Below are 24,584 nucleotides of genomic sequence, written 5' to 3'. Positions count from 1 at the left end.
GAGTCTTCCATGGCAGTTGTGTATCCCGCCTCCCAGCCCGGTTCCGAGCGTCATACGCTGTCGGTGCTGGTGGAGAACCGCCCCGGCGTGCTGGCCCGCATCGCCGGCCTGTTCGCGCGCCGCGCGTTCAACATCAATTCCCTGTCCGTCTCCCCCACCGAGCGTCCGGACATCTCGCGCGTCACGGTGACCGCGGACGTGGACGCGGTGCCGCTGGAGCAGATCATCAAGCAGCTCAACAAGCTGCTGCACGTGCTGAAGATCGTGGAGCTGGACCCGTCCACCACGGTGGAGCGCGAGCTGGTGCTCATCAAGGTGGCGGCGAACGAGTCGAACCGTTCGGACGTGCTGGAAATCGTGCGTCTGTTCCGCGTGCGCGTGGTGGACGTGAATCCGGAGTCGCTGACGATCGAGGCGACGGGCGCGGAGGGCAAGATCGACGCGCTGCTCGGCCTGCTGGAGCATTACGGCGTGATCGAGCTGGTGCGCTCCGGCGCCGTGGCCGTCACGCGCGGCCCGCGCGCCCTGAGCGAGAAGGTCCTCGGTTCGGAGGTAACGGGACGCTAAGCCCAGTGGGCTTAGCGTGGCGTTGCGCGACACTAAGGAGCGCAACCGCACGAACACAGCGTGGCCGAAGGCCACTCCGTTGAACACGGAGCCCAGCGGGCTTAGCGTAGCGCGAGCGACACTAAGGAGCGCAGCCACCGCAGAACAGTCAAGGGGTGTCCCGTCGCATGGCGGGACACCCCTTTTTCGTCTCTTCTCCCCAAGCGAATTTGCCAGCATTCTGCTATCATTCTTCATATCGACAACATGACAGCAGAGTGACAGCAGTCGCTTCGCATCGGCAAGGAGGCACATCATGGGAACGCTCACGATTCGCAAGGTCCCGGACGAACAGATCCAGCAGCTCAAGGAGGCCGCGGCGCAGCACAATCGTTCAATGGAAGCCGAGGTGCGCTCGGTGCTGGAGGAGCATCTCGCCGGCTACGTGGCACACGGCATCGCCGAGAACACCAACTTCTACGATCGCATGCGCGCGTTCATGGAACAGGAGGGCATCGAGGGATTCACCGAGGAGGAGTTTCCCCTGCCCGAGCGCAGCGTCGAAGATTCTCGCCCGCCCGTGATGTTCGAGTGATCACGATGATCATCCTCGACACCAATCTCATCAGCGAAACGCTGCGCCCGCGCCCCGCTCCGGCCGTCGCCGCCTGGTATCGCCAACAGAATCCCGACGATCTCGCAATCACCACGGTGACCGTAGCCGAACTGCTTGCGGGCGTCCGCCTCATGCCGGAGGGAGCTCGGCGCCGGAAACTCGCAGCCGCGATCGACTATGCGCTCCTCCCGATGCTCGACAGCATCCTTTCATTCGATGCCGCGGCTGCGCTGGACTATGCGGACATACAGGCCGTCCGCACGCGCATGGGCAGACCCATCAGCCCGCAGGACGCGATGATCGCGGCGATCGCACGATCACGGGACATGGCGCTGGCCACGCGCAACGTCAAGGACTTCGCCGGCACCGGCGTCACGCTGATCAACCCGTGGGACGCCGGCGCGCAGACGATCACGGCATAGCGCGCCCCTCGGGTGCATGCCGAATCGCTCGGCCCTTACTCCTCTGGCTGCCTCGCTCCCCCAGCTGTCTCACTCACCCAGCTGCTCGGAGAGCTCGAGCCATTCGGCCTCCAGGCCCTCGCTCTCCGCGCCGATGGCGGTGAGCTGCGCGTTGAGCTTGTTGAGGCCCTCGTAGTCGGACGGATCATGCGCGGCCATCTGCGCCTCGAGGTCGTTCTTCTGGTCCTCCAGCTTGGCAAGCTTGCGCTCGATCGCGTTGACGCGCTTGCGGGCGTCGTGGAACGCCTTGCCGGTGAGCTTCGGCTCGGCGGCGGTCTGCGCACCGCCGTCCGCCTGCGCATCCGCGTCGCTCTGCGCAGCGTTCTGAGGCGCAGCGGCTGCGGGCGCGTTCTTGGCCTGCTCGATCATGTCGAGGTAGTCGTCCACGCCGCCGGGCAAATGGCGGATCTTGCCGCCGATGAGCGCGAACTGCTGGTCGGTGACGCGTTCGAGCAGGTAGCGGTCGTGCGAGACGACGATGAGGGTGCCCGGCCACGTGTCGAGCAGATCCTCCATGACGGCCAGCATGTCGGTGTCGAGATCGTTGCCGGGCTCGTCCATCACCAGCACGTTCGGCTCGTCAAGCAGGATGAGCAGCAGCTGCATGCGGCGCTTCTGACCGCCCGACAGGTCGCGGATCGGCGTCATGAGCTGCGCGGACGAGAAGCCAAGGCGCTCCATGAGCTGACCGGGCGTCACTTCCTTGCCGTCCACGATGTAGCTGGGCTTGTAGCGGCTCAGCACTTCCTTGATCTTGTACTTGCCCAGCTTCTCCAGCTCGTCAAGGCGCTGCGAGAGCACGGCGAACTTCACGGTCTTGCCGATGTTCACATGGCCCACGGTCGGCGTGATCGTGCCGTCGATGAGCTTCAGAAGCGTGGACTTGCCGGCGCCGTTCGCACCCACGATGCCGAAGCGGTCGCCGGGGCCGATCAGCCACGTCACGTCGTCGAGCACCTTGCGGCCGGTGACGGTGACCTTCTGCGCGGCGGACGTGACGGCCGGCGTCTCGGCATCGTCCGCGTCGGTGGCATCCGTCTGCGCTGCGGCAGCCGCGGCTTCGGCGCTCGTCACGCCGGCGTCCACCAGACGCGGATCGTCCATGTCGTCCACGGCGATCTCCACCGACCCGTACGCCTTGGGCTCGGAGTACAGCGAGGGCACGATGTCGCCGCCGTTCGCCGCCGCGTCGTCGCGCGCCACCGATCCATGCGTATGCGCGAACACCTGCGTCACGTCGATGAGGTCCACCACCTGCTTGCCCAGACGCGACGTGGCCATCTGCTTGAGCTCGATGGAGTTGCGCATCGGCGGCACGTCGGCGATGAGCTCGCGCGCGGCCTTGACGTGGAACTTCTGCTTGGTGGAGCGGGCGCGCGCGCCGCGCGACAGCCACGCGAGCTCCTTGCGCGCCAGATTGCGGCGGCGCTCCTCGCGCACGTCGGCCTGACGGTCGCGCTCCACGCGCTGCATCATGTACGCGCTGTATCCGCCCTCGAACGGGTCGATGACGCCGTCGTGCACCTCCCACATGGACTCGCATACTTCGTCGAGGAACCAGCGGTCGTGCGTCACCAGCAGCAGCGCGCCCTGACCGGACGGCCAGCGGTTGCGCAGATGCTCGGCGAGCCAGTGGATCGTCACCACGTCCAGATGGTTGGTGGGCTCGTCCAGCGCGAGGATGTCCCAGTCCTTGAGCAGCAGGCGGGCCATGTCCGCACGCCTGCGCTGGCCGCCGGAGAGCGAGCCGATCCGCGCATTGAGGTCGATGCCGCCGAGCAGCGCCTCCACGATCTCGCGCGACTTGGTTTCGGCAGCCCATTCGTAGTCTTCGCACCCCTCCAGCGCGGCTTCGCGCACCGTGGCGTCGTCGTCGAGCGGATCGCGCTGGGAGAGCATGCCGAAGGTAAGGCCGTTGCGCTTGGTGACGCGGCCGGAATCCGGCGTCTGCACGCCTTCGAACAGCTTGAGGAGCGTCGACTTGCCATCGCCGTTGCGGCCGACGATGCCAATGCGGTCCCCCTCGAAGACGCCCTGCGTCACATCGGTGAAGATGGTTTTGGTAGCAAAAGCAAGCGAAACACGTTCAAGTCCCAGATCATACGTCGGCATAACGCACCAATGTAGCGCCTGCCGTCGTCGTCCGCCCTGCGCGTGACTTCCCCGCGTCACGCGGAGCGCCACCACCGTCACGCGGAGCGTCCGCTCCCAGTGACACAGCACCCCAAAACGGCGCAATATCAACGTTCTTGGGCGGACCGTCACAAGGAGCGTCCGCTCCGCATGACGCAACGCGCGCTCCGCGTGACACACGAATTGCCCCTATGCGAAGAAGCCTCCTACACATCACGCGGCGCCCTACGCGCCACGAGACCCCGTCACACGGACCACCCTACGCGTCACGCGGAGAGGGAAAGACGTCACGCGGAGCGTCCGCTCCCAGTGACACAGCACCCCAAAACGGCGCAATATCAACGATTCTTGGCACCCCGTCACAGGGAGCGTCCGCTCCCCGTGACGCCATGTACGCGCCACGTGACGCCTCGCGCACCGCGTGACGCGCGAACCGACCTACTCGGCGTGCGACGCGGCGAGCGCCTTGGCGTACGTGTTGCAGCGCGCCGCGAACCCGGAGAACACCTGCTCGGCGAGCGGCTGCAGCGTGGGGTTGAACTCGGCGAACTGGTCGCGCAGCTGCGACTTGGACAGCCCCACCGACTTGAGGTCCTTCACCATGGACGGCTCGTCGAGCCACTCCTCCAGCAGCGAGGCGGTCACCTCGAGGTGGAACTGCATGCCCAGCGCGGAGCCCACGCGGAACGCCTGCACCTTCGTGCCGTGCGTGCGGGCGAGCACCTGCGCGCCCTCGGGCACGCCGATCACGTCGTTGTGCCAGTGCAGCACGCTGATCTGCTTGTCCCACATGGAGAAGAAGTCGTGACGGTCCACGCGCTTGATCGGCGCGAACCCGATCTCCGGCGCCTCGCCGCGCTGCAGCTTCGCCCCCAGCGCGGTGCCGATGATCTGATGTCCCAGGCACACGCCGAGCGTCGGCTTGCCCACGCTCACGGCGGCGCGCGCCAGCTGCGACTCCACCTTGAGGCCCGGATGCTCGTCCCAGTCGAGCGCGCCCATCGGGCCTCCCATGATCACCAGACCGGCCACGTCCTTGAAGTCGGGCAGGTCGGGCTTCTTGCGGTCCACGATGGACAGGATCTGGTACCCCAGTCCCAGATCCTCGAGGTTCTGCAGGATCCTGCCGGGACGTTCCCACGGGACATGCTGGAGAATAAGCACTTGCGGTTCGGACATAGCTCCCATTGTGCCACCGTGGGCGCACAGCCCCTGTTACCCGGAAGCACGCACCATGCCGAGCGCTTCGGCCACGCGTTCCGCGGCCGCGGGACGATCCTTGCGCTTGTCTGGTTTCGCGCATACCCTCATGGCTATGGGAACAAGCCAAGAACCGCAGAATTTCAGCACTTCCGCCGCTTCGGTCGCCAAGGCGGCCGCCGATCTGAAGCTGTATGACACGGCATCGCACGCGGTGTCGTCGTTCACGCCGATCAAGCCCGGCAAGGTGGGCATCTACGTGTGCGGCGCGACGGTGCAGTCGTCGCCGCACATCGGCCACATGCGCGCTGCCGTCGCGTTCGACGTGGTGCGCCGCTGGTTCATGCGTCTGGGCTACGACGTGACGTTCGTGCGCAACGTGACGGACATCGACGACAAGATCCTCGACAAGGCCGCCGCGGCCGGGCAGCAGTGGTGGGCGCGCGCCTACTACTACGAGCGCGAGTTCACGCGCTTCTACGATCAGCTGGGCGTGCTGCCGCCGACCGTGGAGCCGCGCGCGACCGGCCATGTGCCGGACATGGTGTCGCTGATCCAGCGCATCGTCGACAACGGCCACGGCTACGTGGTGCGCGATGCCGACGGCAATCCCACGGGCAACGTGTACTTCGACGTGGCGAGCTGGCCGGCGTACGGCGAGCTGACGCATCAGAAGCAGAGCGCCGGCGAGGTGGACGAGGCCGCTGCCGTCGCCGATCGCATGGGTCCGTCCGTGGACGCGTCCGGCGACGACAAGTACAATCCGGTCGATCCGGCCGACGCCTCCCCCGACAAGCATGATCCGCGCGACTTCGCGCTGTGGAAGGCGCCGAAGGACACCGATCCCGAAACCGCCCGCTGGGCGACGCCGTTCGGCGTGGGCCGCCCGGGCTGGCACATCGAATGCTCGGCCATGAGCCACCGCTATCTCGATGGCATGTTCGACATCCATGGCGGCGGTCTGGATCTGCGCTTCCCGCACCATGAGAACGAGATGGCGCAGACGCGCGCGGCCGGCTACGAGTCGGCGGCCCGCTGGATGCATTCGGCGTGGGTGACCGCCAAGGGCGAGAAGATGTCGAAGTCGCTGGGCACCGGCCTGTCGGTGCCGAGCGTGCTGGCCGACCATTCCGCGTGGGTAGTGCGCTACGCGCTCGGTTCCGTGCAGTACCGTTCGATGCTTGAATGGTCCGATCAGGCGCTGGTGGAGGCGCAGGCCGCGTACGAGCGCGTGTCCAACTGCATCGAGCGCGCGGGCGCGGCGATCGGCGAGCAGCCGACGCGCGACGAGGTGGAGGCGGTGAACGCCGACCTGCTGCCGGCGGACTTCACGGCCGCCCTCAACAACGACGTCAACGTGCCGGGCGCGCTGGCGGCGATCTTCACGCAGATCCGCACGATCAACGGCACGCTCTCGAACGTGGGCGACGAGGTGGACGGCGACGCCGCCAAGGCGACGGTGCGCGGTCAGCTGCTGACGCTGCGCGCGATGCTGGACACGCTGGGTCTCGACCCGCTGGCCGAGCCGTGGGTGAGCGACGGCGCGGCTGGCGCGGCCGACGACGGCGACGCCACTCCGGAGCGCAGGGCGCTGGACGCGCTGATCGGCGAACAGCTGGACGCCCGCGCGGAGGCGCGCAAGGCGCGTGACTTCGCCAAGGCCGACGCGATCCGCGATGCGCTGAACGCGGCCGGCATCGCCATCGAGGACGGCCCGCAGGGCTCCACCTGGAGCCTCAAGTGACGTTTTTTGGGGGGTGCGGCGAAACGCCGCACCCCCCAAACATCATCCTGAGCGAAGGCCAACGCCTCCTTCCTGTCATCCTGAGTAAGGACCAACGCCGCCTCTACTGCGTCATCCTGAGCGAAGGCCGCAGGCCGAAGTCGAAGGATCCTTGACCCACACACGCATGTCAAAGATCCTTCGACTCCGCTGCGCTCCGCTCAGGATGACAAGGAAGGGACCGCGCCGCTCAGGATGACGAGAAGGGGGGGCTGATCCGCCCAGGGATGATGGGAAGAGACTGATCCGCCCAGGGATGACGGGAAGGGTTCGGTCCACTCGGTGGGTGACGGAGCACAGGCGGGTTTGTCTCTCCGCTCGTTCAAAGCGGGGCTTGCTTTCCCGGTCATCCCAAGCAAAGGTCAACACCACACCACCAACGTCATCCCGAGCAAAGGCCGACACCGCCTCCCCCTTCTCGTCATCCTGAGCGAAGGCCGACACCGTCTCCCCTTCCCGTCATCCTGAGCGAAGGCCGCAGGCCGGAGTCGAAGGATCCTTGACCCACACACGCATGTCAAAGATCCTTCGACTCCGCTGCGCTCCGCTCAGGATGACAAGGAGGGGACCGCACCGCCCAGGATGACGAGAAGGGGGCTGATCCGCCCAGGGATGATGGGAAGAGACTGATCCGCTCAGGATGACAAGGAAGGGACCGCGCCGCTCGGGACGGCGATCAGTCGAACACGAAGTCGACGTCCACGATGTGCAGCCGCCCGCGCAGCTCCTGCTCCAGCGCGCGCTTGCGCCCCACCAGATCGGCCACGTCGATGGTCTCTCCGGTGCCGGCCAGGTACACGTCCACCGTGTAGTTCATGCCGGTCTTGAACACCAGCGTTCGCTCGTACTCGGTGCCGGCGGGCAGCGTCCGCATCGCCGCCGCCTCCACGAACGCCAGCGTCTCCTCGTCGTCATGCACGCCGCCCACGAGCTCCACGAACGCGTCCCTGAGCACGCCGAACGGCTCCTTGGCCGTGAGCAGCACGATCGCCAGCGTGATGAAGAAGTCGCCGGTGTAGTGCAGGAAGTCGAGCGGCGTGCCGGCGGGCAGCAGCCACAGGAAGATGGCCACCGCGCCGATGCCGAACGACATCGCGCCGTCCACGAGCGTGCTGTTCTGTTCGGCGGCGAGCATGGTGCTGGCCCCGTTCATCGCCCGGCTCCGGTTGCGGTAGTACGCCCACAGGGCGAAGCAGATGACCACGGTGACGATCTCGTACACCACCACCGGCCCCGTCTCGATGCGATCGCCCTGCCCGTACGCGAAGTAGTCGTACGCTACCTGCGTCACGTCCAGCAGGGAGAACACCAGCAGCGAGAGCGTGAGCAGCGCCTTGCAGATCGCGTAGATCGGCTCCAGCGCGAACTTGCCGTTGGGGAACCGGTCGGTGGGTCTCGCGGTGTGCGAGGAGAGGAACACGGCCACCACGCCGGACACCACGGAGATCACGGTGAACGTGGTGTCGAGGAACATGGCCTTGAGGCCGGTCATGAAGAATACCGTCATGCCCATGAGCACCGTCGTCACGTTCACGACGATGCCGACGATCAGGGCGTTGCGTTCAATCTGTTTCTGGGGCATACCTGGGCCTCCTTTGCCGGTACTGCATTGCATCGGGGTGTCCAGCGCTATATGAGATAACCTCCGCCATGGAAATCGATCAACAATATCACTGTTGATACCATTCTAGGCCGGCCCCCGGACCCTCCGAAGCCCGATTCGGCCCGCGGCGAAACGCGCCCAGACCGGTACCCCGACCGGCACCGCCACCGACGTCGCGCCCGCCGCCGCATCCCGCGCCGCGCCGCGCTTTTCCCGCGCCACGGCTAGACTGAATCGCATTATGGCTGCTTTTAGTTCTCTGACCGACAGGCTCTCGAACGCATTCAAGAATCTGCGTTCCAAGGGCAAGCTCTCCGAGGCGGACATCGACGGTACGATCCGCGAGATCCGCCGCGCGCTGCTCGACGCCGATGTGGCGCTCGACGTGGTGCGTTCGTTCACCGCGCGCATCCGCGAACGTGCGCTCGGCACCGAGGTCTCCGAGGCGCTCAACCCCGCCCAGCAGGTGGTGAAGATCGTCAACGAGGAGCTCACCGACGTGCTGGGCCGCGGCGTGGACCGTCCGCTCAACTTCGCCAAGAACCCGCCCACGATCATCATGCTGGCCGGCCTTCAGGGCGCCGGCAAGACCACGCTGGCGGGCAAGCTCGGCTACTGGCTCAAGGACACGGGCCACACGCCGCTGCTCGTGGCCGCCGACTTGCAGCGTCCGAACGCCGTGACGCAGCTGCAGGTGGTGGGCGAGCGCGCCGGCGTGCCGGTGTATGCGCCGGAGAAGGGCGTGCAGTCCGACGGCGGCGACGCCGTGTCCGCGCCCGGCGAGACGAGCGGCGACCCGGTGAAGGTGGCGCGCGACGGCGTGGCGCTGGCCAGGCAGAAGCTCTACGACGTGGTGATCATCGACACCGCCGGCCGTCTGGGCGTGGACGAGGTGCTGATGAAGCAGGCGCGCGACATCCGCGACGCCGTGCAGCCCAACGAGATCCTGTTCGTCATCGACGCGATGATCGGCCAGGACGCCGTGAAGACCGCCAAGGCGTTCGACGAGGGCGTGGACTTCACCGGCGTGGTGCTCTCCAAGCTCGACGGCGACGCGCGCGGCGGCGCGGCGCTGTCCGTGGCGAGCGTGACCGGCAAGCCGATCCTGTTCGCGTCCACCGGCGAGGGCCTCAAGGACTTCGAGGTGTTCCACCCGGACCGCATGGCGTCCCGCATCCTCGACATGGGCGACATCCTCACCCTGATCGAGCAGGCGCAGAAGCAGTTCGACGAGGAGGAGGCGCGCAGGGCCGCCGAGAAGATGTCCGAAGGCAGCTTCGGCCTCGACGACTTCCTGGAGCAGCTGCAGCAGGTGCGCAAGCTCGGCCCGATGAAGAACCTGCTGGGCATGATCCCCGGCATGGCCGCGCACCGCAAGGAACTCGAGATGTTCGACGAGAAGGAGGTGGACCGCACCGAGGCCATCATCCGCTCGATGACCCCGGCCGAGCGCCGCGACCCCTCGATCATCAACGGCTCCCGCCGCGCGCGCATCGCGTACGGCTCCGGCACCACCGTCTCGCAGGTCAACGGCCTGCTGCAGCGCTTCGAGCAGGCGGCCAAGATGATGAAGCGCATGTCCAACGGCATGCGCGGCGGCATCCCCGGCTTCGGCGGCCCCGGCGGCGGCAGCGGCAAGAAGGGCAAGAAGAACGCCAAGAAGAAGGGCGGCTCCAAGTCCGGCAACCCGATGAAGCGCGAGGCCGAGGAGAGGGCGCTGCGCGAGCGCCTGGCCGGCGGCGGCGCGAAGAAGAGCGGCGGCAGCGGATCGGCGTTCGCCAGGAAGCCGCAGAATCCCGCGCTCCCCGCGGGGCTGGGCGATCTGGCCGACCAGCTGCCCCCGAACCTGGGCGGCGGTCTGGGCGGTCTGCTCGGCGGCAAGTGAGCCGCGTCCGTCCGCTCCGACGAACCTGTACAGAGGCGCGATCCCGCATGCGCAAGCGCGGGATCGCGCCTCTTGCGTCCCGGGGCCGGGCCTTACGACTGGAGTAGGATGGCCGGGAAACCAAGGAAACGAGGAACGACATGGTGACGATTCTGTGGGTGCTGGCGTTCGTATGCGTGCTGTGGGTCTCGCTGGCCAAGCTGCCGGCGGGCATGGAGGGGCACATGCCGATGCCGTATCTCATCGCGCTGATCCCGTTCGCATGGATCCCGCTGCTGGGCATCGGCATCTGGTCCGGCGTGCTGCGCCAGTGGGGACCGATGTGCCTGTGCCTGGCGTGGCTGGCGATCGCGTTGGACAGCGCCCTGCAGTACCGGCTCTCGTTGCTGCCGCGCTGGATGTCGCGGCCCACGTCGGCACTGGGCGACCCGCTCGCCCCTTCAACGACGCAGCGCGATCCGCTCGCCCCCTCGGCGATGCAGCGCGACCCGCTCGCCCCGGCCGCATCCTCCGAGGAGGCCGGATCCGCGGCCGCCGAAGCCACGGACGCGCCGGACGCGCCGCGGCCCGTATCGTGCCGCGTGATGACGCTCAACTGCCGCTACGGCCGTGCGGACGCCGCCGCGATCGTGCAGGCGGTGCGCAACCGCCGCATCGACGTGCTGGCGCTGCAGGAGTGCACCGACGATCTGATCCACGCGCTGCAGGACGCCGGCATCAACGCCGTGCTGCCGTACATGCAGCAGGGCGAGCCGAAGCAGACGGACAACGGCGGCTACAACGTGGTGTTCAGCCACGCCGAGCCGGTGGGCCGGCAGGTGAAGGCCGTGGAGATCCCGGCCGCGGACGTGCCCGCCGTCACGCTCAGGATCGGCGGACGCGAGGTCACGTTCGCCTCCGCGCATCCCAAGTCGCCGATGCGCGGCTGCCCGCAGTGGTCCGAGGGCATCGTGGGGCTGGGCGCGCTGGCGAACGCGGTGGGGCTCGGCGACCACGGCATCGCGGTGGTGATGGGCGACCTCAACTCGATGATCGAGCATCCGAGCTTCCGCCGCCTGCTGGCCTCCGGCTTCCGCGACGCCTCGCTCACGGAGGCGCATGGGCGTCACGCCACGTATCCCGCGTGGCTGCCGTGGCCGCGCATCGAGCTCGATCATGTGCTCGTGACGCCGGGCGCCGAACCGCACGGCGTGGAGTCGTTCAGGGTCGACGGCACCGATCACCTCGCCCTGACCGCCACGCTGACGATCTGACGATCAGTCGCCGTCGCGCTCCGGCTTGAGCGCCACGCGGAACGTGAACGCCGCGTCGTCCAGACGGTACCGCTCGATGAGCGCGGGCCCGCAGCTGTTGGAGCCCACGCCGCTCTGCATGTGGTCGATGCACACCACCGTGGCGTCCGCGCACGGCTCGAGCTCGTGGTTGTGTCCCTTGGCGGTCATCTCCTCGGCGGTGTACGGCAGCGCCTGGAAGTCGAAGCCGCGGCCGTCGTCGCGCCCGGTGTAGGCGGTGAGCGTCACGCCGTCGCCGGCGAGCCGCGCCCAGTCGCAGTCGTGGTGGTTGCCGTTCTCCTGCGGCCTGACGTACGGCTCGAACAGCGTGGCCGGCGTGGCCTCGAACACCCCGTGCCATCCGGCGCGGCGCTTGTCCACGTAGCTTTCCGTCGGGCCGATGCCGCAGTAGCGCACGCGATCCAGCGCCTTGGGCACGAACAGGCGCAGGCCGAAGCGCGGCAGGAACGGCATCGCGGTCTCGCGCCGCACGTCCATCGCGAGCGCCACCGTGCCGTCCGGGTGGACGGTCCACGCGGCGTCGATGCGCGCAATCGGCTGCACGGTGGGCGCGAGCAGCGCCATGCGCACGCGGATCGTCACGTCGCCGGAGCCGGGCGCGTCCGCGGCAGCGATGGTCTCGAGCCTGCCGTCGCGCATGATCGTCACGGTCGGAGCGCCCTGTGTGCCCGGGGCATCCTGCGCGGTCTGCGTCTCCCGCGCGCCGTCCCCGGTCTCCCCCGGCGTCTCCACGGTCACGTCGTACGCCCTCGCATACGCGCGGTCGTACTGCGCGGCCTCCCATGCGGCGCGGATGTTGCGGTCGTTGTCCGTGGGCGCGCGCCACACGTTGAGCTCCATCGGGCGCGTGAGCAGCGTGTGCCCGTCGAAGACCATGCCGCGGAACAGGCCGGTGCGGCGGTCGAGCACATAGCGGAACCCTTCGCCGCGGACCACCACGGACGTGCCGTCGGCGCCCTCGGACGCGCGCACCGGCTCGCGGTGGCGCAGCTCGTCCGCGATCTCGTCGTCGTCCACGTAGTCCACCATCCAGTCGGCGGGACGCCCCTCGGCGAGCGCGAGCTTGGCCCTGACGAACTGGTTGGCCGGGTCGGCCGTGGGCACGGCGATCTCGTCGAAGCCCAGTTCGAACAGCTCCGGCTTGATGCCGTCCGCGGTGGGCGCCGGCGTCAGGTAGCGCAGCACCACGGCGATGCGCCCGTTCCAGTCGGAGGGGACGTCGAGCCCCGGCAGCGTCACGCGCCCCTCGCCGTGCGGCGGGATGTCCAGCTGCGCCGCGTCGTCGCCGCCGAACAGGTAGTACGAGTCGAGCTCGCCGTCCACGTACAGCTCCCACATGAGCGTGACCGCGTCGCCGAGCGTGGTGAAGTCGAGGTAGTTGTGCAGTGTCACGGAGGCGGAGCCATGGCCGTCGTCGGAGAACGCGATGCCGCCTACCACGCGGGCGGGGCGGTACACGTTCTTGAATTCCGCCAGTCCGGTGTGCGGGGTGCGGTCCGGGTAGACGAGGCCGTCCATGCAGAAGTTGCCGTCGTGCGGGTATTCGCCGCTGTCGCCGCCGTACGCGTAGATGCGCCGTCCATCAGGCGCGGTGCCGCGGTCGATGGCGTGGTCGCACCACTCCCAGATGAAGCCGCCCACCACGCCGGGATGGCGCTGGATGCGCTCGAAGTAGTCCTCCAGGTCGCCCGGGCCGTTGCCCATGGCGTGGCAGAATTCGCACAGCACGTACGGCTTGACGCCGCTGCCGTCCTCGTAGCGCCCGTCGTGCCCGTTGCCGCCGTGTCCGCCGTCGCCGCGCGGCGTGCCGTCCGGCCCGGGCTCGAAGTACTCGTCGATCTGCTCGACGGGCGGGTACATGCGCGAATGCGTGTCGAGGTTGGAGTAGTCGTGGGGCGCGTCGTCGGGGCTGACGTAGCGCGCCGACTCGTAGTGCGTCAGGCGCGCGGGGTCGAACGCCTTGGTCCAGGCGAGCGCCGCCTCGAACGTGCAGCCGTACGCGCACTCGTTGCCCATGGACCACATGATGATGGATGCGTGGTTCTTGTGCGTCTCCACGCAGCGGCGCGCGCGGTCCACGGTGGCGTCGGTCCAGGCGGGGTTGTTGGCGATGCGCTCGTTCCACCCGAGCCGGTTCTCGCCGCCGCCGGGCACGTAGTCCATGTTCATGCCGTGCGACTCGTTGTCTGCCTCGGCGATCACGTAGAAGCCGAGCCGGTCGAACAGGTCGTAGTACTGCGGCGCGTTCGGGTAGTGGCTGGTGCGGATGCCGTTGACGTTGTGCTGCTTCATGAGCGTCAGGTCGGCGAGCATCTGCTCCTCGCCGATCACGGGCCCGGTGACGGGGTCGGAGTCGTGCCGGTTGACGCCGTGGATCTTGATCGGGCTCCCGTTGAGCAGCACCACGCCGTCCCTCACGGCGATCTCGCGGATGCCGAGCGGCTGGGTGATCGCCTCGCCCGGCGTCTCGAGCACCAGCGTGTACAGGTAGGGCCGTTCCGCGTTCCACAGCACCGGTTCCGGCACGTCGAGCGTGGCCTGCGCGCGCGTCACGAACGCGGTGGCCGTGCCGGTGGGGTCGTCGAGCAGCTCGGCGGGCGCCACGTCGCGCGCCTCCACCGTGCGCTCGCCGTCGGTGAACGCGTCCACCACCTGCGCCTCGGCACGCGCCACCTCGGCGCCGTCCGCGTCGAGCAGCGTCACGCGCACCGGCACCGGATCGCCGCCGTAGAAGTCGAAGTCGACGCCCAACGCCGCCTGCGCGTGGTCGGCGCTCACGGCCGTGTGCACGAAGTAGTCGCGCACCGCGTGCTCGGGGCGTCTGAGCAGGTAGACGTCGCGGAAGATGCCGCTCATGCGGAACTTGTCCTGGTCCTCCATGTAGCTGCCGTCGCACCACTTGAGCACCAGCACGGCCAGCGTGTTCTCGCCCGGGGTCAGCAGGTCGGTCACCTCGAACTCGCTGGTGGAGTGGCTCACCTGGCTGTAGCCCACGAGCTCGCCGTTGACCCACGCGTAGAAGCAGCTGTCCACGCCCTCGAAGTCGAGGAACGCGCGCGGGGCGGCGGGATCGGGCTCGTAGTCGAACGTCGTGAGGTACACGCCGCACGGGTCGTCCTGAGGGACATGCGGCGGGTCCACGGGGAACGGGTAGTGGATGTTGGTGTACTGGTGGCGGTCGAAGCCGTGGTTCTGCCACACGCTCGGCACGGGGATGGCGGCGAACCCGTCCGCGGCGTCCGGCGTGAAGCCCTGGTCGAAGAACGCGGGATCGTGCGCGGCGTGGGCGCGACGCACCTGCACGTCGAGCTCGTGCACGGACGCGTAGTACCGGAAGTCCCAGTCGCCCGCATCGGGGCCGCTGAGCAGCTGGAACCGGTCGGACTGCGAGCGCCGGGACACGCTGGTGTCCATCGGGCGCGACGCGGGCACGTAGTACGCGCGGTTGGGCTGCGTGCCCACGTGCAGATGTTCCAGAGACTCGTAGTACTTGGGGACGAACATGCGCGTCACGCTCCTTTACGCCTTACGCGGTTGCCTGTGCGGTGGTTGCGCACCAGTATGCCGCGTGGCGTCGATCGTGGGGCGTGACGCGTCTGCCTTTCCCGCGACGCGTCCTACGCGCGTCCGGGCGCGCGGTCGCCGTGGAAGTGGTCGGGCGACGGGTTGAGCGGGAAGTCGTCGTCGGCCGGGACCTCGGCGAGGTTGAGCGGCGCGAACGACTTGCGCAGCGTCACGGTGCCCCACGTCGGCACGTCGACCAGCTGCCATTCGTCGCCGCGTCCGGAGATGGCGACGCGAGCGGTAATCGCAGCGCCGGTGGGGTTGTAGATGATGGCGCTGATCGACCCGTCCGGCGCGAGGAACGCCACGGACGTGAGTCCGCCGGTGTAGCCGTCCGGCGAATGGGACGACGAGCCGATGACCACCGATCCCGCGGGAACGTCCTGACCGAGGTTGCGCAGCATGAAGTATTCGAGATTGCGCTGCACCTTGCCGCTGGTGTGCTCGATGGTGACCACGCCGCGTCGTCCGGTGGACCCGGCGCGGTTGGGCAGGCCGCGTTCGTCGAGCGCGAGGTTCCACAGCGTGATCATGCCCATGCCGTTGCGGATGAGCCACGTGCTGGACACGCCGAACATGATGTGGGATGCGTCCTCGACGCTGTCGCGCATCATGCAGCGGCGTTCGCTCATCATCACGCTCCAGTTCGGGAACGACCGCGTGGCGTTGAACAGGTTGCCGTACGTGCTCTCGTACGTGTGCACGGCGATGCCGTCGAAGCTGGCGGCCTGACGCGGCGTGACGTCGTCGGCGAGCGGATGCGTGAGCGTGTGCGTGTTGTCGTCGAGGAAGAACAGTTTGACCTCGGGATGCGTGGCGTCGAGCGCGGGACGCAGATAGTCGGCGCCGAACGCCGCCATCTGCTCGTGCGTCCAGATCATCGCCGGCCACGGCGAGGCGTTGGCGGGCTCGTTCTGCACGGTCAGCGCCCAGATCGGAATGCCGTACCTGGCCATCTCGTCGATGTATCGCACGAAGTAGCGCGCGTAGACGCCCTCGAACGAGTCCTTCATCGGGTCGAAGCCGTTGCCGGTCCACTCGCCGAAGCGCAGATGCCCGCCGAGCGTGAGGTGTCCGGTGTTCTTCATCCAGGCGGGGGCGCTCCACGGCGAGGCGACCACTTTGACGCCGGGGTTGATGGCGAGGATCTCCCGCAGCACCGGCACGATGGACTTGAGGTCGCCGGTGGCGTCGGGCGCACCGGGATCGCCGGTGCCGAGGCGGAAGCGGCTCAGCGCGGCGTCGTGCTCGCCGAACGGCAGATCGTCGTACGTGTAGTACTCCTGCTCGTTGAAGTCGGTGGAGCCGATCGGCACGCGCACCATGTTGAAGCCGGCGCCGCTGACGGGATCGAACAGTTCGGTCAGCAGGTCGTGGCGCTGCTCGGCGCTCATCGCGCCCCAGATGAGCGAGGCGGCGGAGTCGGTGATGGCCGCGCCCTGGCCGACCCACGGCTGCCTGCGGTCGGCGGGATCGATGACGATCGGCACGGCGTCCGCGGCGCCCGACGCGACGAGCTCCGCGGCGCGCGTCACCGGCGGCACGGCGAGGGGCGCGCGGCGCTGCGCGAGGTCGCCGGACGTGGCGGTCCACGCCTCGAACGGGTACGGGGAGGCGGGCTGCGGGGAAGAATGCGATGGCATGACGGCTCCTTTGGTGTCCACGATCGGATGTTCGGCCCGGAGGCCTGACGTCCCCCAGTGAACGACCCGCGCTGGACGATCGCCCCTCCCGCACGGCGTCCGCCGGCCGCGACGTTGCCGCGATCGGCCACCGTACGCCCCTCCCATCGCCCGCAGCACCGTCTCCCGTCGCAACGTTGCGATCATGCGCGACCTCGGAGGCGGCGCCGAGTCGATCGGAACGCCCGCAGTACGCGCCGGCACGCCGCGCCCCGCTCGCATCCGTCAGCCTCCCGCCCGCTCAGCCCAGCAGCCCGCCAGCTCCGGAGCATTCCCGCGCAGACGGACCCTCAAATTACGGGCTGAAACGGACGAAATCCGCTATTCCAAGCGCCAAACCCCCGCAAAACCGTCCGTTTGACGCTCTCAATCCAAGATTTCGTCCATTTCAGCCCGTATTTCGCAGTCATCCCCGTCACCGTCCAGCCACCTCAGCCGGCCTGTCACAGTGCCGCGCCGATCGCAACCCGCCGACGCCCGATTGTCAGCCCCCGCGTTATAATTGCTCAGTTATTCGCGCGCGCGAGGCCCTCTCATCTCGCGCGACGTGAGGAACACGTGGGTTTCGGATTCCGTGCCCCACACAGAAGAAGAAAACCACACCCCTCATTTACAAGGAGAGCCATTTTGGCAACCAAGATTCGTCTGAAGCGACAGGGCAAGAAGTTCTACGCGTTCTACCGCGTGGTCGTTGCGGATTCCCACAAGAAGCGCGACGGCAAGGTCATCGAGGAGATCGGCACCTACGATCCCAACACCCAGCCCTCGACCATCAAGATCGATTCCGAGCGCGCTCAGTACTGGCTCGGCGTCGGCGCTCAGCCGTCCGAGCCCGTGCTCAACCTGCTCAAGATCACCGGCGACTGGCAGAAGTTCAAGGGCCTTGAGGGTGCCGAGGGTACCCTGAAGACCGTTGAGGCCGGCCCGGATGCCGAGGCCCGCGTCGAGGCCGTCGAGGCCCAGGCCCAGAAGCTGAAGGCCGCGAAGTCCGAGGCCGAGGCGAAGGCCAAGGCCGAGGCCGAAGCCGCCGCTGCCGCCGAGGAAGCCCCGGCCGAGGACGCTCCGGCTGACGCCGAGTGAATCACGGCGCTGGGAATTCCAACGCATAACGCATAAGGAAGGCTGATCATGCTCGCACAGGCCGTGGAACACCTCATCAAGAACATCGTGGATTTCCCGGATGACGTTTCCGTCAAGTCCCACGAGAACGCGCGCGGCGAACTGCTTCGCGTGCGCGTGAACCCGGAGGACATCGGCCGCGTCATCGGACGCAGCGGACGTACGGCCAACGCGATCCGCACCGTGGTGCAGGCCCTGGCCGACCACAAGGTGCGCGTCGACATCATGGATGTGCGCCGCTAGCGCCACGGCCGCGATGCCGCCCATGCGGTACACTGCCTAGCATGGCAGATCAGCATATGCAGGACGACCCTCAGCAGCTCGAGCTGCTGAGGGTTTGTCGTATCGGACGCGCGCAGGGCCTGAAGGGCGAGGTCACCGTCCAGGTGTTCACCGACGACCCTGAATGGCGGTTCGAGCCGGGATCGGTGCTGTACGCGCACGACGGCGACGACGAGTACGTGGTCGAATCGTCACGCACCTTCAAGCAGCGCTGGATCATCAAGCTCGAAGGCTGCGACGACCGCAGCGCGGCGGAGGCGCTCAACGGGCTCGAACTGTACGGCGAGGCCGACGACCCGGACGACATGCTCGAGGCCGACGAATGGTATCCCAAGGACCTCATCGGCCTTGAGGCGCGCATGGCGGAGGGCAATGCGATCGGCGCGCCCGAGGGAAGCGTCGTCGGCAAGGTCGTCGACGTCGTCGACGCGCCGGCGCAGTCGCTGCTCAAGATCCGGCTCGCCAATCCCGTGACCACCGGCACCGCCAAGGACGGCACGCCCATCATGGAGAAGACCGCACTCGTGCCGTTCGTGGACGAGCTCGTGCCGGACATCGACCTCGGCGAGGGCTATCTCACGCTCGACCCGCCCGGCGGTCTCATCCCCGGTCTCTGACGTTCCCCCGGCATCGGCACTCCCCGGCGGTCACCACTGCAGCGCCATTCAAACCACCCCAAGCGTCACCGGGAGCGCACGCCACGTCACGTGGAGCGTCCGCTCCGCGTGACGGGCCACCGAAAACCGTTGATATTCCGCCATTTTGAGGGGTCGCGTCACCGGGAGCGAACGCTCCACGTGACGCCACACCCGCTCCGCATGACGCTGCACTCGCCCCGCGCGACGTTGCACCCGCTCCGCGTCACGCGGGCCGCGCGTCACATGGGCCGCGCATCTGCAAAAGCCCGGAATTGCAACGATTCTGCACTCCACGGTCCGCGTGATGCACGGTCCACGTGACGCGTAGGGCGGTCCGCGTGACGCGTGGGGGTCGCATAGGGCGATTCGCACCACCGGGAGCGCACACCACGTCACGCGGAGCGCGCATTGCGTCACGCGGGGCGGACGCTCCACGTGACGGGCCGCCCAAAAACGTTGATATTCCGCCGTTTTGAGAGGATGCGTCACCGGGAGCGAACGCTCCGCGTGATGCCACACCCGCTCCGTGTGACGTCGCGAGCCAGATCCGTGCTTTGTGTGAGCGCCGCCACACGCCCGTCACGCGCCCGTCACGCGCCCGCCGCACATTCGCCACGCGCCCGCCACATGCCCGCCACGCATCCGTTCCCACGCCGATACTGTGATGCCGTTGCATCGCGTCGCTATCCGGCGCATCGCATACTCTGGAGCCCATGAAGATCGACATCGTGAGCGTATTCCCCGAGTATTTCGACGTGCTGAACCTGAGCCTGTTCGGCAAGGCGCAGGCCAAGGGGCTGGTGGAGGTCACGGCGCACAACCTGCGCGACTGGACGCACGACGTGCATCATTCGGTGGACGATACGCCGGTGGGCGGCGGCGCCGGCATGGTGATGAAGCCGGCGGTATGGGCGGAATGCCTCGACGATCTGCTCGGTCTGGAGCCGGCGACGGTGACGCCGTCCAGCAACAACAGCAACACCAGCGTCGCAGCCACCACCGACGCCACTGCCAGCGTCCCCAGTACCGCCAACGCCGATGCTGCCCCGGAAGGCACAGACATCGCCGCCTCCGAAGAGTCAAACGCCGCCCCCGTCAACACCACCGCAGACGCAAACGCCGATGCCTCCGATGCACCCGCCGCGCCCGTCTCCGCGGTTCCCCCGGCATCCGACCGCCCGGTCCTCATCTTCCCCAACCCCTCGGCCCCACTGTTCACCCAGCGCGACGCCACCGAGCTCAGCCACGCGGATCATCTGCTCTTCGGCTGTGGCCGCTACGAGGGCTACGACGCGCGCATCCCCGCGTACTACCGCGCGCAGGGCGTGGACGTGCGCGAGTATTCGATCGGCGACTACGTGCTCAACGGCGGCGAGGTGGCCGTGTCCGTGATGCTCGAGGCGATCACGCGCCTGCTGCCCGGATTCATGGGCAATCCCGAGTCGATCGTGGAGGAGTCGTACACCGGCGAGGGCGCACTGCTGGAGCATCGCCAGTACACCAAGCCCGCCGAGTGGCGCGGTATCCGCGTGCCGGACGTGCTGCTGAGCGGTGATCATGGCAAGGTCGACCGCTTCCGCCGCGACGAGGCGCTCGCGCGCACCGACGAGATCCGCCCCGATCTCATCGCGAAGCTGGACTGCGCGGCACTGAGCAAGCCCGACCGCAAGACGCTGATGGCACTGGGCTGGGAGGTGTCCGGCGCGCACCCGCGCAGGCTCGGCGCCTGACGGTCCAGACCCGCGTTCGATCACGCGACGAAGACGGCAGGGCGGCGAGCGTCCGATCGGATCATCCGGTCGTCCCGTCCGCCGCCCCGTCCCAAGAGTTCCCCCTGCTTGAGTAAGTCCCCCTCAGGGTAAAACGCCAAGGTGAACTCCGTCGAAGCCGCAAAATGAATTCATTGTGAGCTGCGTCACATTCAATCGGTTCGACATGCAGTCAATTGGTTTGACAAACAGGCGAACCGGTGAACGGGGCATCGATCATCGGCCCTGAGCGATCGCGCGCCTCCGACGCATCCGATGCATCCGACGCTACGCGCGTTCGATGTAGGAGACCGACGTCTCCCCGTAGGCACGCGACTGCGTGATCTCCCACCCCTCCGGAGCGCTCACCGCCGCGGAGCGCGTGGAGCGTTCGACCATGATGATCGCGTCGTCCGCGGCCACGCCGTTCGCGGCGATGCCGGCGAGCAGGGCGTCGCAGTCCTCGGTCGTCATCGCATACGGCGGGTCGATGAAGATCAGATCGAAGCCCGGCGCCGCATCGCCGTCCGCCGCGTTCGCGCCGCCGCGATACCCGTTCACGAACGCTTCGGCCTTGCCGCGCACCAGATGCGCCGCCATGCCGGACTCCCACGCCTTGGCGCGGCGCAGCGACGCGAGCGTGCCGTTCAGCGCGGTCGCCGCCGGTCCGGCCATCTCCACCGCCACCAGCTCGCGCGCCCCGCGCGACAGCGCCTCGATGCCAAGCGCGCCGGTGCCGGCGTACAGATCAAGCACGCGCGCGTCGTCGATCACGCCCCACGAGTCGAGGTGCGAGAAGATCGCCTCCTTGGTGCGGTCGGTGGTCGGCCGCGTGCCGGTCTTGGCCGCCGGCAGCTGGAATCCCTTGAATCGTCCTGCAATCACGCGCATGGCTATTACTGTAGCCGAACCGGTTCCGCCTCGGTCATCCTGAGCGGAGCTCCGCCCCCGGTCATCCCGATCGGAGCTCCATTCCCCTTCGTCATCCTGAGCGGAGCCCGATCCCTCTGCGTCATCCTGAGCGAAGCCCGAAGGGCGAAGTCGAAGGATCTTTGACTACCACGTGCCATGTCAAAGATCCTTCGACTCCGCTACGCTCCGCTCAGGATGACCGAGGAAAGCAACGCTCACTCAGGATGACCGAGGGAACAACGCTCGTGCGGAGTGGCCGGAAGGAACGAATTGTCAGCCGGTCTCGTCATCCTGAGCGGAGCCCGAAGGGCGGAGTCGAAGGATCCTTGACTACCACGCACCATGTCAAAGATCCTTCGACTCCGCTACGCTCCGCTCAGGATGACAGGGAAAGCAACAATCAGCGCTTCCGGGGCAACGGTGATAGTAGAGAACCGACGATGCCCGGAACGGCAACGAGAAGGCACTCGTTCGTAACGGCTGAGAGAAGACACCGATCCCCGTCATCCTGAAGGAGACATCCCTCCCTCCGTCATCCTGAGCGGAGCCCGAAGGGCGGAGTCGAAGGATCCTTGACTACCACGTGCCATGTCAAAGATCCTTCGACTCCGGCTCCGCCTCCGCTCAGGATGACGGGGAAGGCAACGCGCGCTCAGGATGACGGGGGAAGGCAACGCGCGCTCAGGATGACGGGGAGGGCAGCGCCACGATCAGGTGGAGACGAGGAACGTCTCGTTGCCGCGCGTGAAGTCGAGCACCGCGCCCGCCAGCTGCGGCTCCCCGGCAAGCTCCGGGTCGTCGGCAAGCAGCCGCTCCGCCTCGCCGCGCGCCCGTTCGATCAGCTTCGCGTCCTTCACCACGCGCAGCAGCTTGAGGCTTGACTTGCCGCCCGACTGCGCGTCGCCCAGCACGTCGCCGGCGCCGCGCAGCTCAAGATCGGCCTGCGCGATCTCCGCGCCGTCCAGTGTGCCCTGAATCACCGCCAGACGCTGCGCCGCCAGGGAATCCGGTTCAGCGCGCGAGACGAGGAACGCCCACGAGTCGGTGCCGCCGCGCCCCACGCGCCCGCGCAGCTGATGCAGCTGGGACAGGCCGAAGCGGTCGGCGTCGAAGATCACGATGCAGCTGGCCTGCCGCACGTCCACGCCCACCTCGATCACCGTGGTGGATACGAGGATCGGCGTGGTGCCGTCCGCGAACTCGGCCATCACGCGCGTCTTGGTCTCGTCGTCGTCGCGTCCGGTGAGTGTGGCGAAGCGGATGCCGCGGAACTGCGGGAGCGCGGCGAGACGTTCGGCGATCTCCGTCACCGCGTGCAGCGGCGGGCGCGGCGTGCCGTCGTCGCCGTCCACGCCGTCGTCGGGCAGCAGCGCGGAGCCGAGCATGTCCGCGTCATCGCCACCGGAGCCGTCACCCGTGCCGTCGTCGTCGGCGTCGATGCGCGGGCAGACCACGTAGGCGCGCTCCCCCGCGTCGATGCGCGAGCGGACGTGCACGAACATGCGCGCCATCGTGCCCGCGTCCGCCTCCGGCACCACGAACGTGCGGATGGGCTTGCGCCCGCCGGGCAGCTCGGTGAGCCACGAGATGTCCAGATCGCCGAACCACGTCATCGCGGCGGTGCGCGGGATCGGCGTGGCGGTCATCACCAGCAGGTGCGGCGCCACGGCGTAGCGATGCCGCAGGGTCTCGCGCTGCTCCACGCCGAAGCGATGCTGCTCGTCGATCACCACGAGCGCCAGCCCGGGCGCCTGGAACGTCTTGGAGAACGCGGCGTGCGTGGCCACGATGATGCACGCCTCGCCGCTCGCCGCCGTGGCGAGGGCCCTGCGTCGCGCGGCGAGCTTCATGCCGCCGGTGAGCAGCACCACGGGCACGTCGATGTCCGCGCGCTCCAGCATGCCGCGGATCGTCTCGGCGTGCTGTTCGGCCAGCACCAGCGTGGGCGCCACGAGCACGGCCTGTCTGCCGGCGCCCGCGGCCTCAAGCATCGCGGCCACCGCCACCACGGTCTTGCCGGATCCCACTTCGCCCTGCAGCAGCCGCTGCATGGGCCACGCGCGTCCCATGTCGCGCGTCACGTCGTCGATCACCGAACGCTGCCCGGCGGTGAGCTCAAACGGCAGCGACGCGACGAACCGTTCGGCCAGCGACGCGCCGCCGCCGCACGGGTACGCCTCGATGGCGTGCGTGGCGTGACGCGACCGCACCAGCGCGGTCTGGCTGACGAACGCCTCCTCGTAGCGCAGCGTGTCGATGGCCTTGGCGAACCCGGCCGTGGTGTCCGGATCGTGCACCTGACGGAACGCGTCGCGCCGATGCAGGTAGCCGCCCGCCGCGCGCACCGGTTCGGGCAGGACGTCGGGCAGGGCGCCAGGGTCCTCGTCGAGCATGTTCAGGAATCCCATGATCGACTCGTGGATGTGTTCGGAGGAGATGCGCGAGCTGGCGTGGTACACGGGTCGCGGTCGGCTCACGCGGCGCAGCGCCTGTTCCTCGGTGTCGGCGTCGAACTTCAGCGACGACGCATGCGCGGGAAGGGGCTGCGGCGCCGGTGCCGACGGCGCATCGCCGCGCTGCGCATCGGGATCCCGCGCATCGGCACTCTGCACGCCGGGACCTTGCGCACCGCCGAGCGGGTCGATCGTCAGCACCTCGGGGTGCGTGAACTGCAACTGCCCGTTGAATTCGCTCGGCACGCCGGAGATCACCACGCGCGCACCCTGCCGCAGGCGCATGCTCACCCAGTCGACGTACGACTTCTTGTACGAGAAGAACACGAGCCGCGCCGCGGTGGCGGCGTCGTCGCGCGCGATCGCCTCGAGGCGGAATCCGCGGCGCGCGTTCATCGGCACCACGCGCAGCGCCTCCACGGTCGCCGCGAACGCGATGGGCATGCCGACCACGGCCTGATGGATCGGACGCACCGGCACCGGGTCGGTCACGCGGAACGGATAGTAGGTCAGCGCGTCGCGCACGGTGACGATGCCCAGTGACTTCAGAGCGCCCACGCGGCGCCGGTTCGTCATCAGCGACGACACGGCGGCATCCAGCGAAACACTCATACGCACCATCCTAACGAGCGACCGTCGATTTCATCGAATCCGTGCACTCCGCCGG

General features: G+C 68.1%; 17 protein-coding genes. 10 read left to right on the top strand and 7 right to left on the bottom strand.

Going from position 1 to position 24,584, the window contains the following annotated elements; all coding sequences use genetic code 11:
• Window positions 1–9: 9 nt before the first annotated feature.
• The 3 genes from ilvN to G1C96_RS06945 all read left to right on the top strand — a co-directional run bounded on the left by ilvN (window position 10) and on the right by G1C96_RS06945 (window position 1,584).
• Window positions 10–567: an acetolactate synthase small subunit gene (gene ilvN, locus G1C96_RS06955; RefSeq protein WP_169275871.1), complete on the top strand. Its 558-nt coding sequence runs from the start codon at window positions 10–12 to the stop codon at window positions 565–567.
• A gap of 295 nt (window positions 568–862) precedes the next feature.
• Window positions 863–1,141, top strand: a complete 279-nt coding sequence (locus tag G1C96_RS06950) for a FitA-like ribbon-helix-helix domain-containing protein (RefSeq protein WP_169275870.1) — start codon at window positions 863–865, stop codon at window positions 1,139–1,141.
• A gap of 5 nt (window positions 1,142–1,146) precedes the next feature.
• Window positions 1,147–1,584 carry a type II toxin-antitoxin system VapC family toxin gene (locus G1C96_RS06945; protein WP_169275869.1) on the top strand — a complete coding sequence of 146 codons (438 nt, stop codon included), beginning with the start codon at window positions 1,147–1,149 and terminating at the stop codon, window positions 1,582–1,584.
• Window positions 1,585–1,653: 69 nt separating this feature from the next.
• On the opposite strand, the gene G1C96_RS06940 is transcribed toward G1C96_RS06945, so the two are convergent.
• A complete protein-coding gene (locus G1C96_RS06940; RefSeq protein ID WP_169275868.1) occupies window positions 1,654–3,735 on the bottom strand; it encodes an ABC-F family ATP-binding cassette domain-containing protein in 2,082 nt (693 codons plus the stop codon).
• Between the two features lie 459 nt (window positions 3,736–4,194).
• Window positions 4,195–4,935, bottom strand: coding sequence for a type 1 glutamine amidotransferase (locus G1C96_RS06935; protein ID WP_169275867.1), 741 nt, complete (start codon window positions 4,933–4,935; stop codon window positions 4,195–4,197).
• Between the two features lie 136 nt (window positions 4,936–5,071).
• Here G1C96_RS06935 and cysS point away from each other — a divergent pair, with 136 nt between their 5' ends.
• On the top strand, window positions 5,072–6,700 hold the full coding sequence (cysS, locus tag G1C96_RS06930; protein ID WP_169275898.1) for a cysteine--tRNA ligase: 1,629 nt from the start codon (window positions 5,072–5,074) through the stop codon (window positions 6,698–6,700).
• A 715-nt stretch (window positions 6,701–7,415) separates the two neighbouring features.
• Here the strand turns inward: cysS and G1C96_RS06925 are convergent.
• Entirely contained in the window at window positions 7,416–8,321 is a 906-nt protein-coding gene (locus tag G1C96_RS06925) for a cation transporter (protein ID WP_169275866.1), read from the bottom strand.
• A 262-nt stretch (window positions 8,322–8,583) separates the two neighbouring features.
• Here G1C96_RS06925 and ffh point away from each other — a divergent pair, with 262 nt between their 5' ends.
• Complete coding sequence (gene ffh, locus G1C96_RS06920; RefSeq protein WP_169275865.1) at window positions 8,584–10,227, top strand: signal recognition particle protein; 1,644 nt, start codon at window positions 8,584–8,586, stop codon at window positions 10,225–10,227.
• 140 nt (window positions 10,228–10,367) lie between these two features.
• Window positions 10,368–11,480 (top strand): endonuclease/exonuclease/phosphatase family protein, encoded by a 1,113-nt coding sequence (locus tag G1C96_RS06915; protein ID WP_169275864.1) that lies wholly within the window; start codon window positions 10,368–10,370, stop codon window positions 11,478–11,480.
• A 3-nt stretch (window positions 11,481–11,483) separates the two neighbouring features.
• Here the strand turns inward: G1C96_RS06915 and G1C96_RS06910 are convergent, their stop codons facing one another.
• Window positions 11,484–15,023: a glycoside hydrolase family 2 TIM barrel-domain containing protein gene (locus tag G1C96_RS06910; protein ID WP_169275863.1), complete on the bottom strand. Its 3,540-nt coding sequence runs from the start codon at window positions 15,021–15,023 to the stop codon at window positions 11,484–11,486.
• Between the two features lie 113 nt (window positions 15,024–15,136).
• Entirely contained in the window at window positions 15,137–16,726 is a 1,590-nt protein-coding gene (locus G1C96_RS06905) for a glycoside hydrolase family 30 protein (protein ID WP_169275862.1), read from the bottom strand.
• Between the two features lie 666 nt (window positions 16,727–17,392).
• On the opposite strand from G1C96_RS06905, the gene rpsP reads away from it, so the two are divergent.
• The 4 genes from rpsP to G1C96_RS06885 all read left to right on the top strand — a co-directional run bounded on the left by rpsP (window position 17,393) and on the right by G1C96_RS06885 (window position 20,534).
• Window positions 17,393–17,845 (top strand): 30S ribosomal protein S16, encoded by a 453-nt coding sequence (gene rpsP / locus G1C96_RS06900; protein ID WP_169275861.1) that lies wholly within the window; start codon window positions 17,393–17,395, stop codon window positions 17,843–17,845.
• Between the two features lie 48 nt (window positions 17,846–17,893).
• Window positions 17,894–18,127, top strand: coding sequence for an RNA-binding protein (locus tag G1C96_RS06895; RefSeq protein WP_163196775.1), 234 nt, complete (start codon window positions 17,894–17,896; stop codon window positions 18,125–18,127).
• Window positions 18,128–18,168: 41 nt separating this feature from the next.
• Window positions 18,169–18,783, top strand: a complete 615-nt coding sequence (rimM, locus tag G1C96_RS06890) for a ribosome maturation factor RimM (protein ID WP_169275860.1) — start codon at window positions 18,169–18,171, stop codon at window positions 18,781–18,783.
• Between the two features lie 734 nt (window positions 18,784–19,517).
• The gene (locus G1C96_RS06885; RefSeq protein WP_169275859.1) at window positions 19,518–20,534 is read left to right on the top strand and encodes a tRNA (guanine(37)-N(1))-methyltransferase; all 1,017 of its coding nucleotides are present in this window, start codon (window positions 19,518–19,520) and stop codon (window positions 20,532–20,534) included.
• A 306-nt stretch (window positions 20,535–20,840) separates the two neighbouring features.
• On the opposite strand, the gene rsmD is transcribed toward G1C96_RS06885, so the two are convergent.
• Both rsmD and G1C96_RS06875 read right to left on the bottom strand, forming a co-directional pair.
• Window positions 20,841–21,443, bottom strand: coding sequence for a 16S rRNA (guanine(966)-N(2))-methyltransferase RsmD (gene rsmD / locus G1C96_RS06880; RefSeq protein WP_169275858.1), 603 nt, complete (start codon window positions 21,441–21,443; stop codon window positions 20,841–20,843).
• A gap of 731 nt (window positions 21,444–22,174) precedes the next feature.
• Window positions 22,175–24,529: an ATP-dependent DNA helicase RecG gene (locus G1C96_RS06875; RefSeq protein ID WP_169275857.1), complete on the bottom strand. Its 2,355-nt coding sequence runs from the start codon at window positions 24,527–24,529 to the stop codon at window positions 22,175–22,177.
• Window positions 24,530–24,584 lie beyond the last annotated feature (55 nt).

The sequence above is a fragment of the Bifidobacterium moraviense genome (genome assembly GCF_012932365.1).
Taxonomy (GTDB): Bacteria; Actinomycetota; Actinomycetes; order Actinomycetales; family Bifidobacteriaceae; genus Bifidobacterium; species Bifidobacterium moraviense.
This window is presented reverse-complemented; position numbering and strand designations above follow the sequence as displayed.

Excerpts from the sequence above, each read along its gene's own strand:
- ilvN (WP_169275871.1), top strand. The coding sequence starts at position 10 with ATGGCAGTTGTGTATCCCGCCTCCCAGCCCGGTTCCGAGCGTCATACG.
- G1C96_RS06950 (WP_169275870.1), top strand. The coding sequence starts at position 863 with ATGGGAACGCTCACGATTCGCAAGGTCCCGGACGAACAGATCCAGCAG.
- G1C96_RS06945 (WP_169275869.1), top strand. The coding sequence starts at position 1,147 with ATGATCATCCTCGACACCAATCTCATCAGCGAAACGCTGCGCCCGCGC.
- G1C96_RS06940 (WP_169275868.1), bottom strand. The coding sequence starts at position 3,735 with ATGCCGACGTATGATCTGGGACTTGAACGTGTTTCGCTTGCTTTTGCT.
- G1C96_RS06935 (WP_169275867.1), bottom strand. The coding sequence starts at position 4,935 with ATGTCCGAACCGCAAGTGCTTATTCTCCAGCATGTCCCGTGGGAACGT.
- cysS (WP_169275898.1), top strand. The coding sequence starts at position 5,072 with ATGGGAACAAGCCAAGAACCGCAGAATTTCAGCACTTCCGCCGCTTCG.
- G1C96_RS06925 (WP_169275866.1), bottom strand. The coding sequence starts at position 8,321 with ATGCCCCAGAAACAGATTGAACGCAACGCCCTGATCGTCGGCATCGTC.
- ffh (WP_169275865.1), top strand. The coding sequence starts at position 8,584 with ATGGCTGCTTTTAGTTCTCTGACCGACAGGCTCTCGAACGCATTCAAG.
- G1C96_RS06915 (WP_169275864.1), top strand. The coding sequence starts at position 10,368 with ATGGTGACGATTCTGTGGGTGCTGGCGTTCGTATGCGTGCTGTGGGTC.
- G1C96_RS06910 (WP_169275863.1), bottom strand. The coding sequence starts at position 15,023 with ATGTTCGTCCCCAAGTACTACGAGTCTCTGGAACATCTGCACGTGGGC.
- G1C96_RS06905 (WP_169275862.1), bottom strand. The coding sequence starts at position 16,726 with ATGCCATCGCATTCTTCCCCGCAGCCCGCCTCCCCGTACCCGTTCGAG.
- G1C96_RS06895 (WP_163196775.1), top strand. The coding sequence starts at position 17,894 with ATGCTCGCACAGGCCGTGGAACACCTCATCAAGAACATCGTGGATTTC.
- rimM (WP_169275860.1), top strand. The coding sequence starts at position 18,169 with ATGGCAGATCAGCATATGCAGGACGACCCTCAGCAGCTCGAGCTGCTG.
- G1C96_RS06885 (WP_169275859.1), top strand. The coding sequence starts at position 19,518 with ATGAAGATCGACATCGTGAGCGTATTCCCCGAGTATTTCGACGTGCTG.
- rsmD (WP_169275858.1), bottom strand. The coding sequence starts at position 21,443 with ATGCGCGTGATTGCAGGACGATTCAAGGGATTCCAGCTGCCGGCGGCC.
- G1C96_RS06875 (WP_169275857.1), bottom strand. The coding sequence starts at position 24,529 with ATGAGTGTTTCGCTGGATGCCGCCGTGTCGTCGCTGATGACGAACCGG.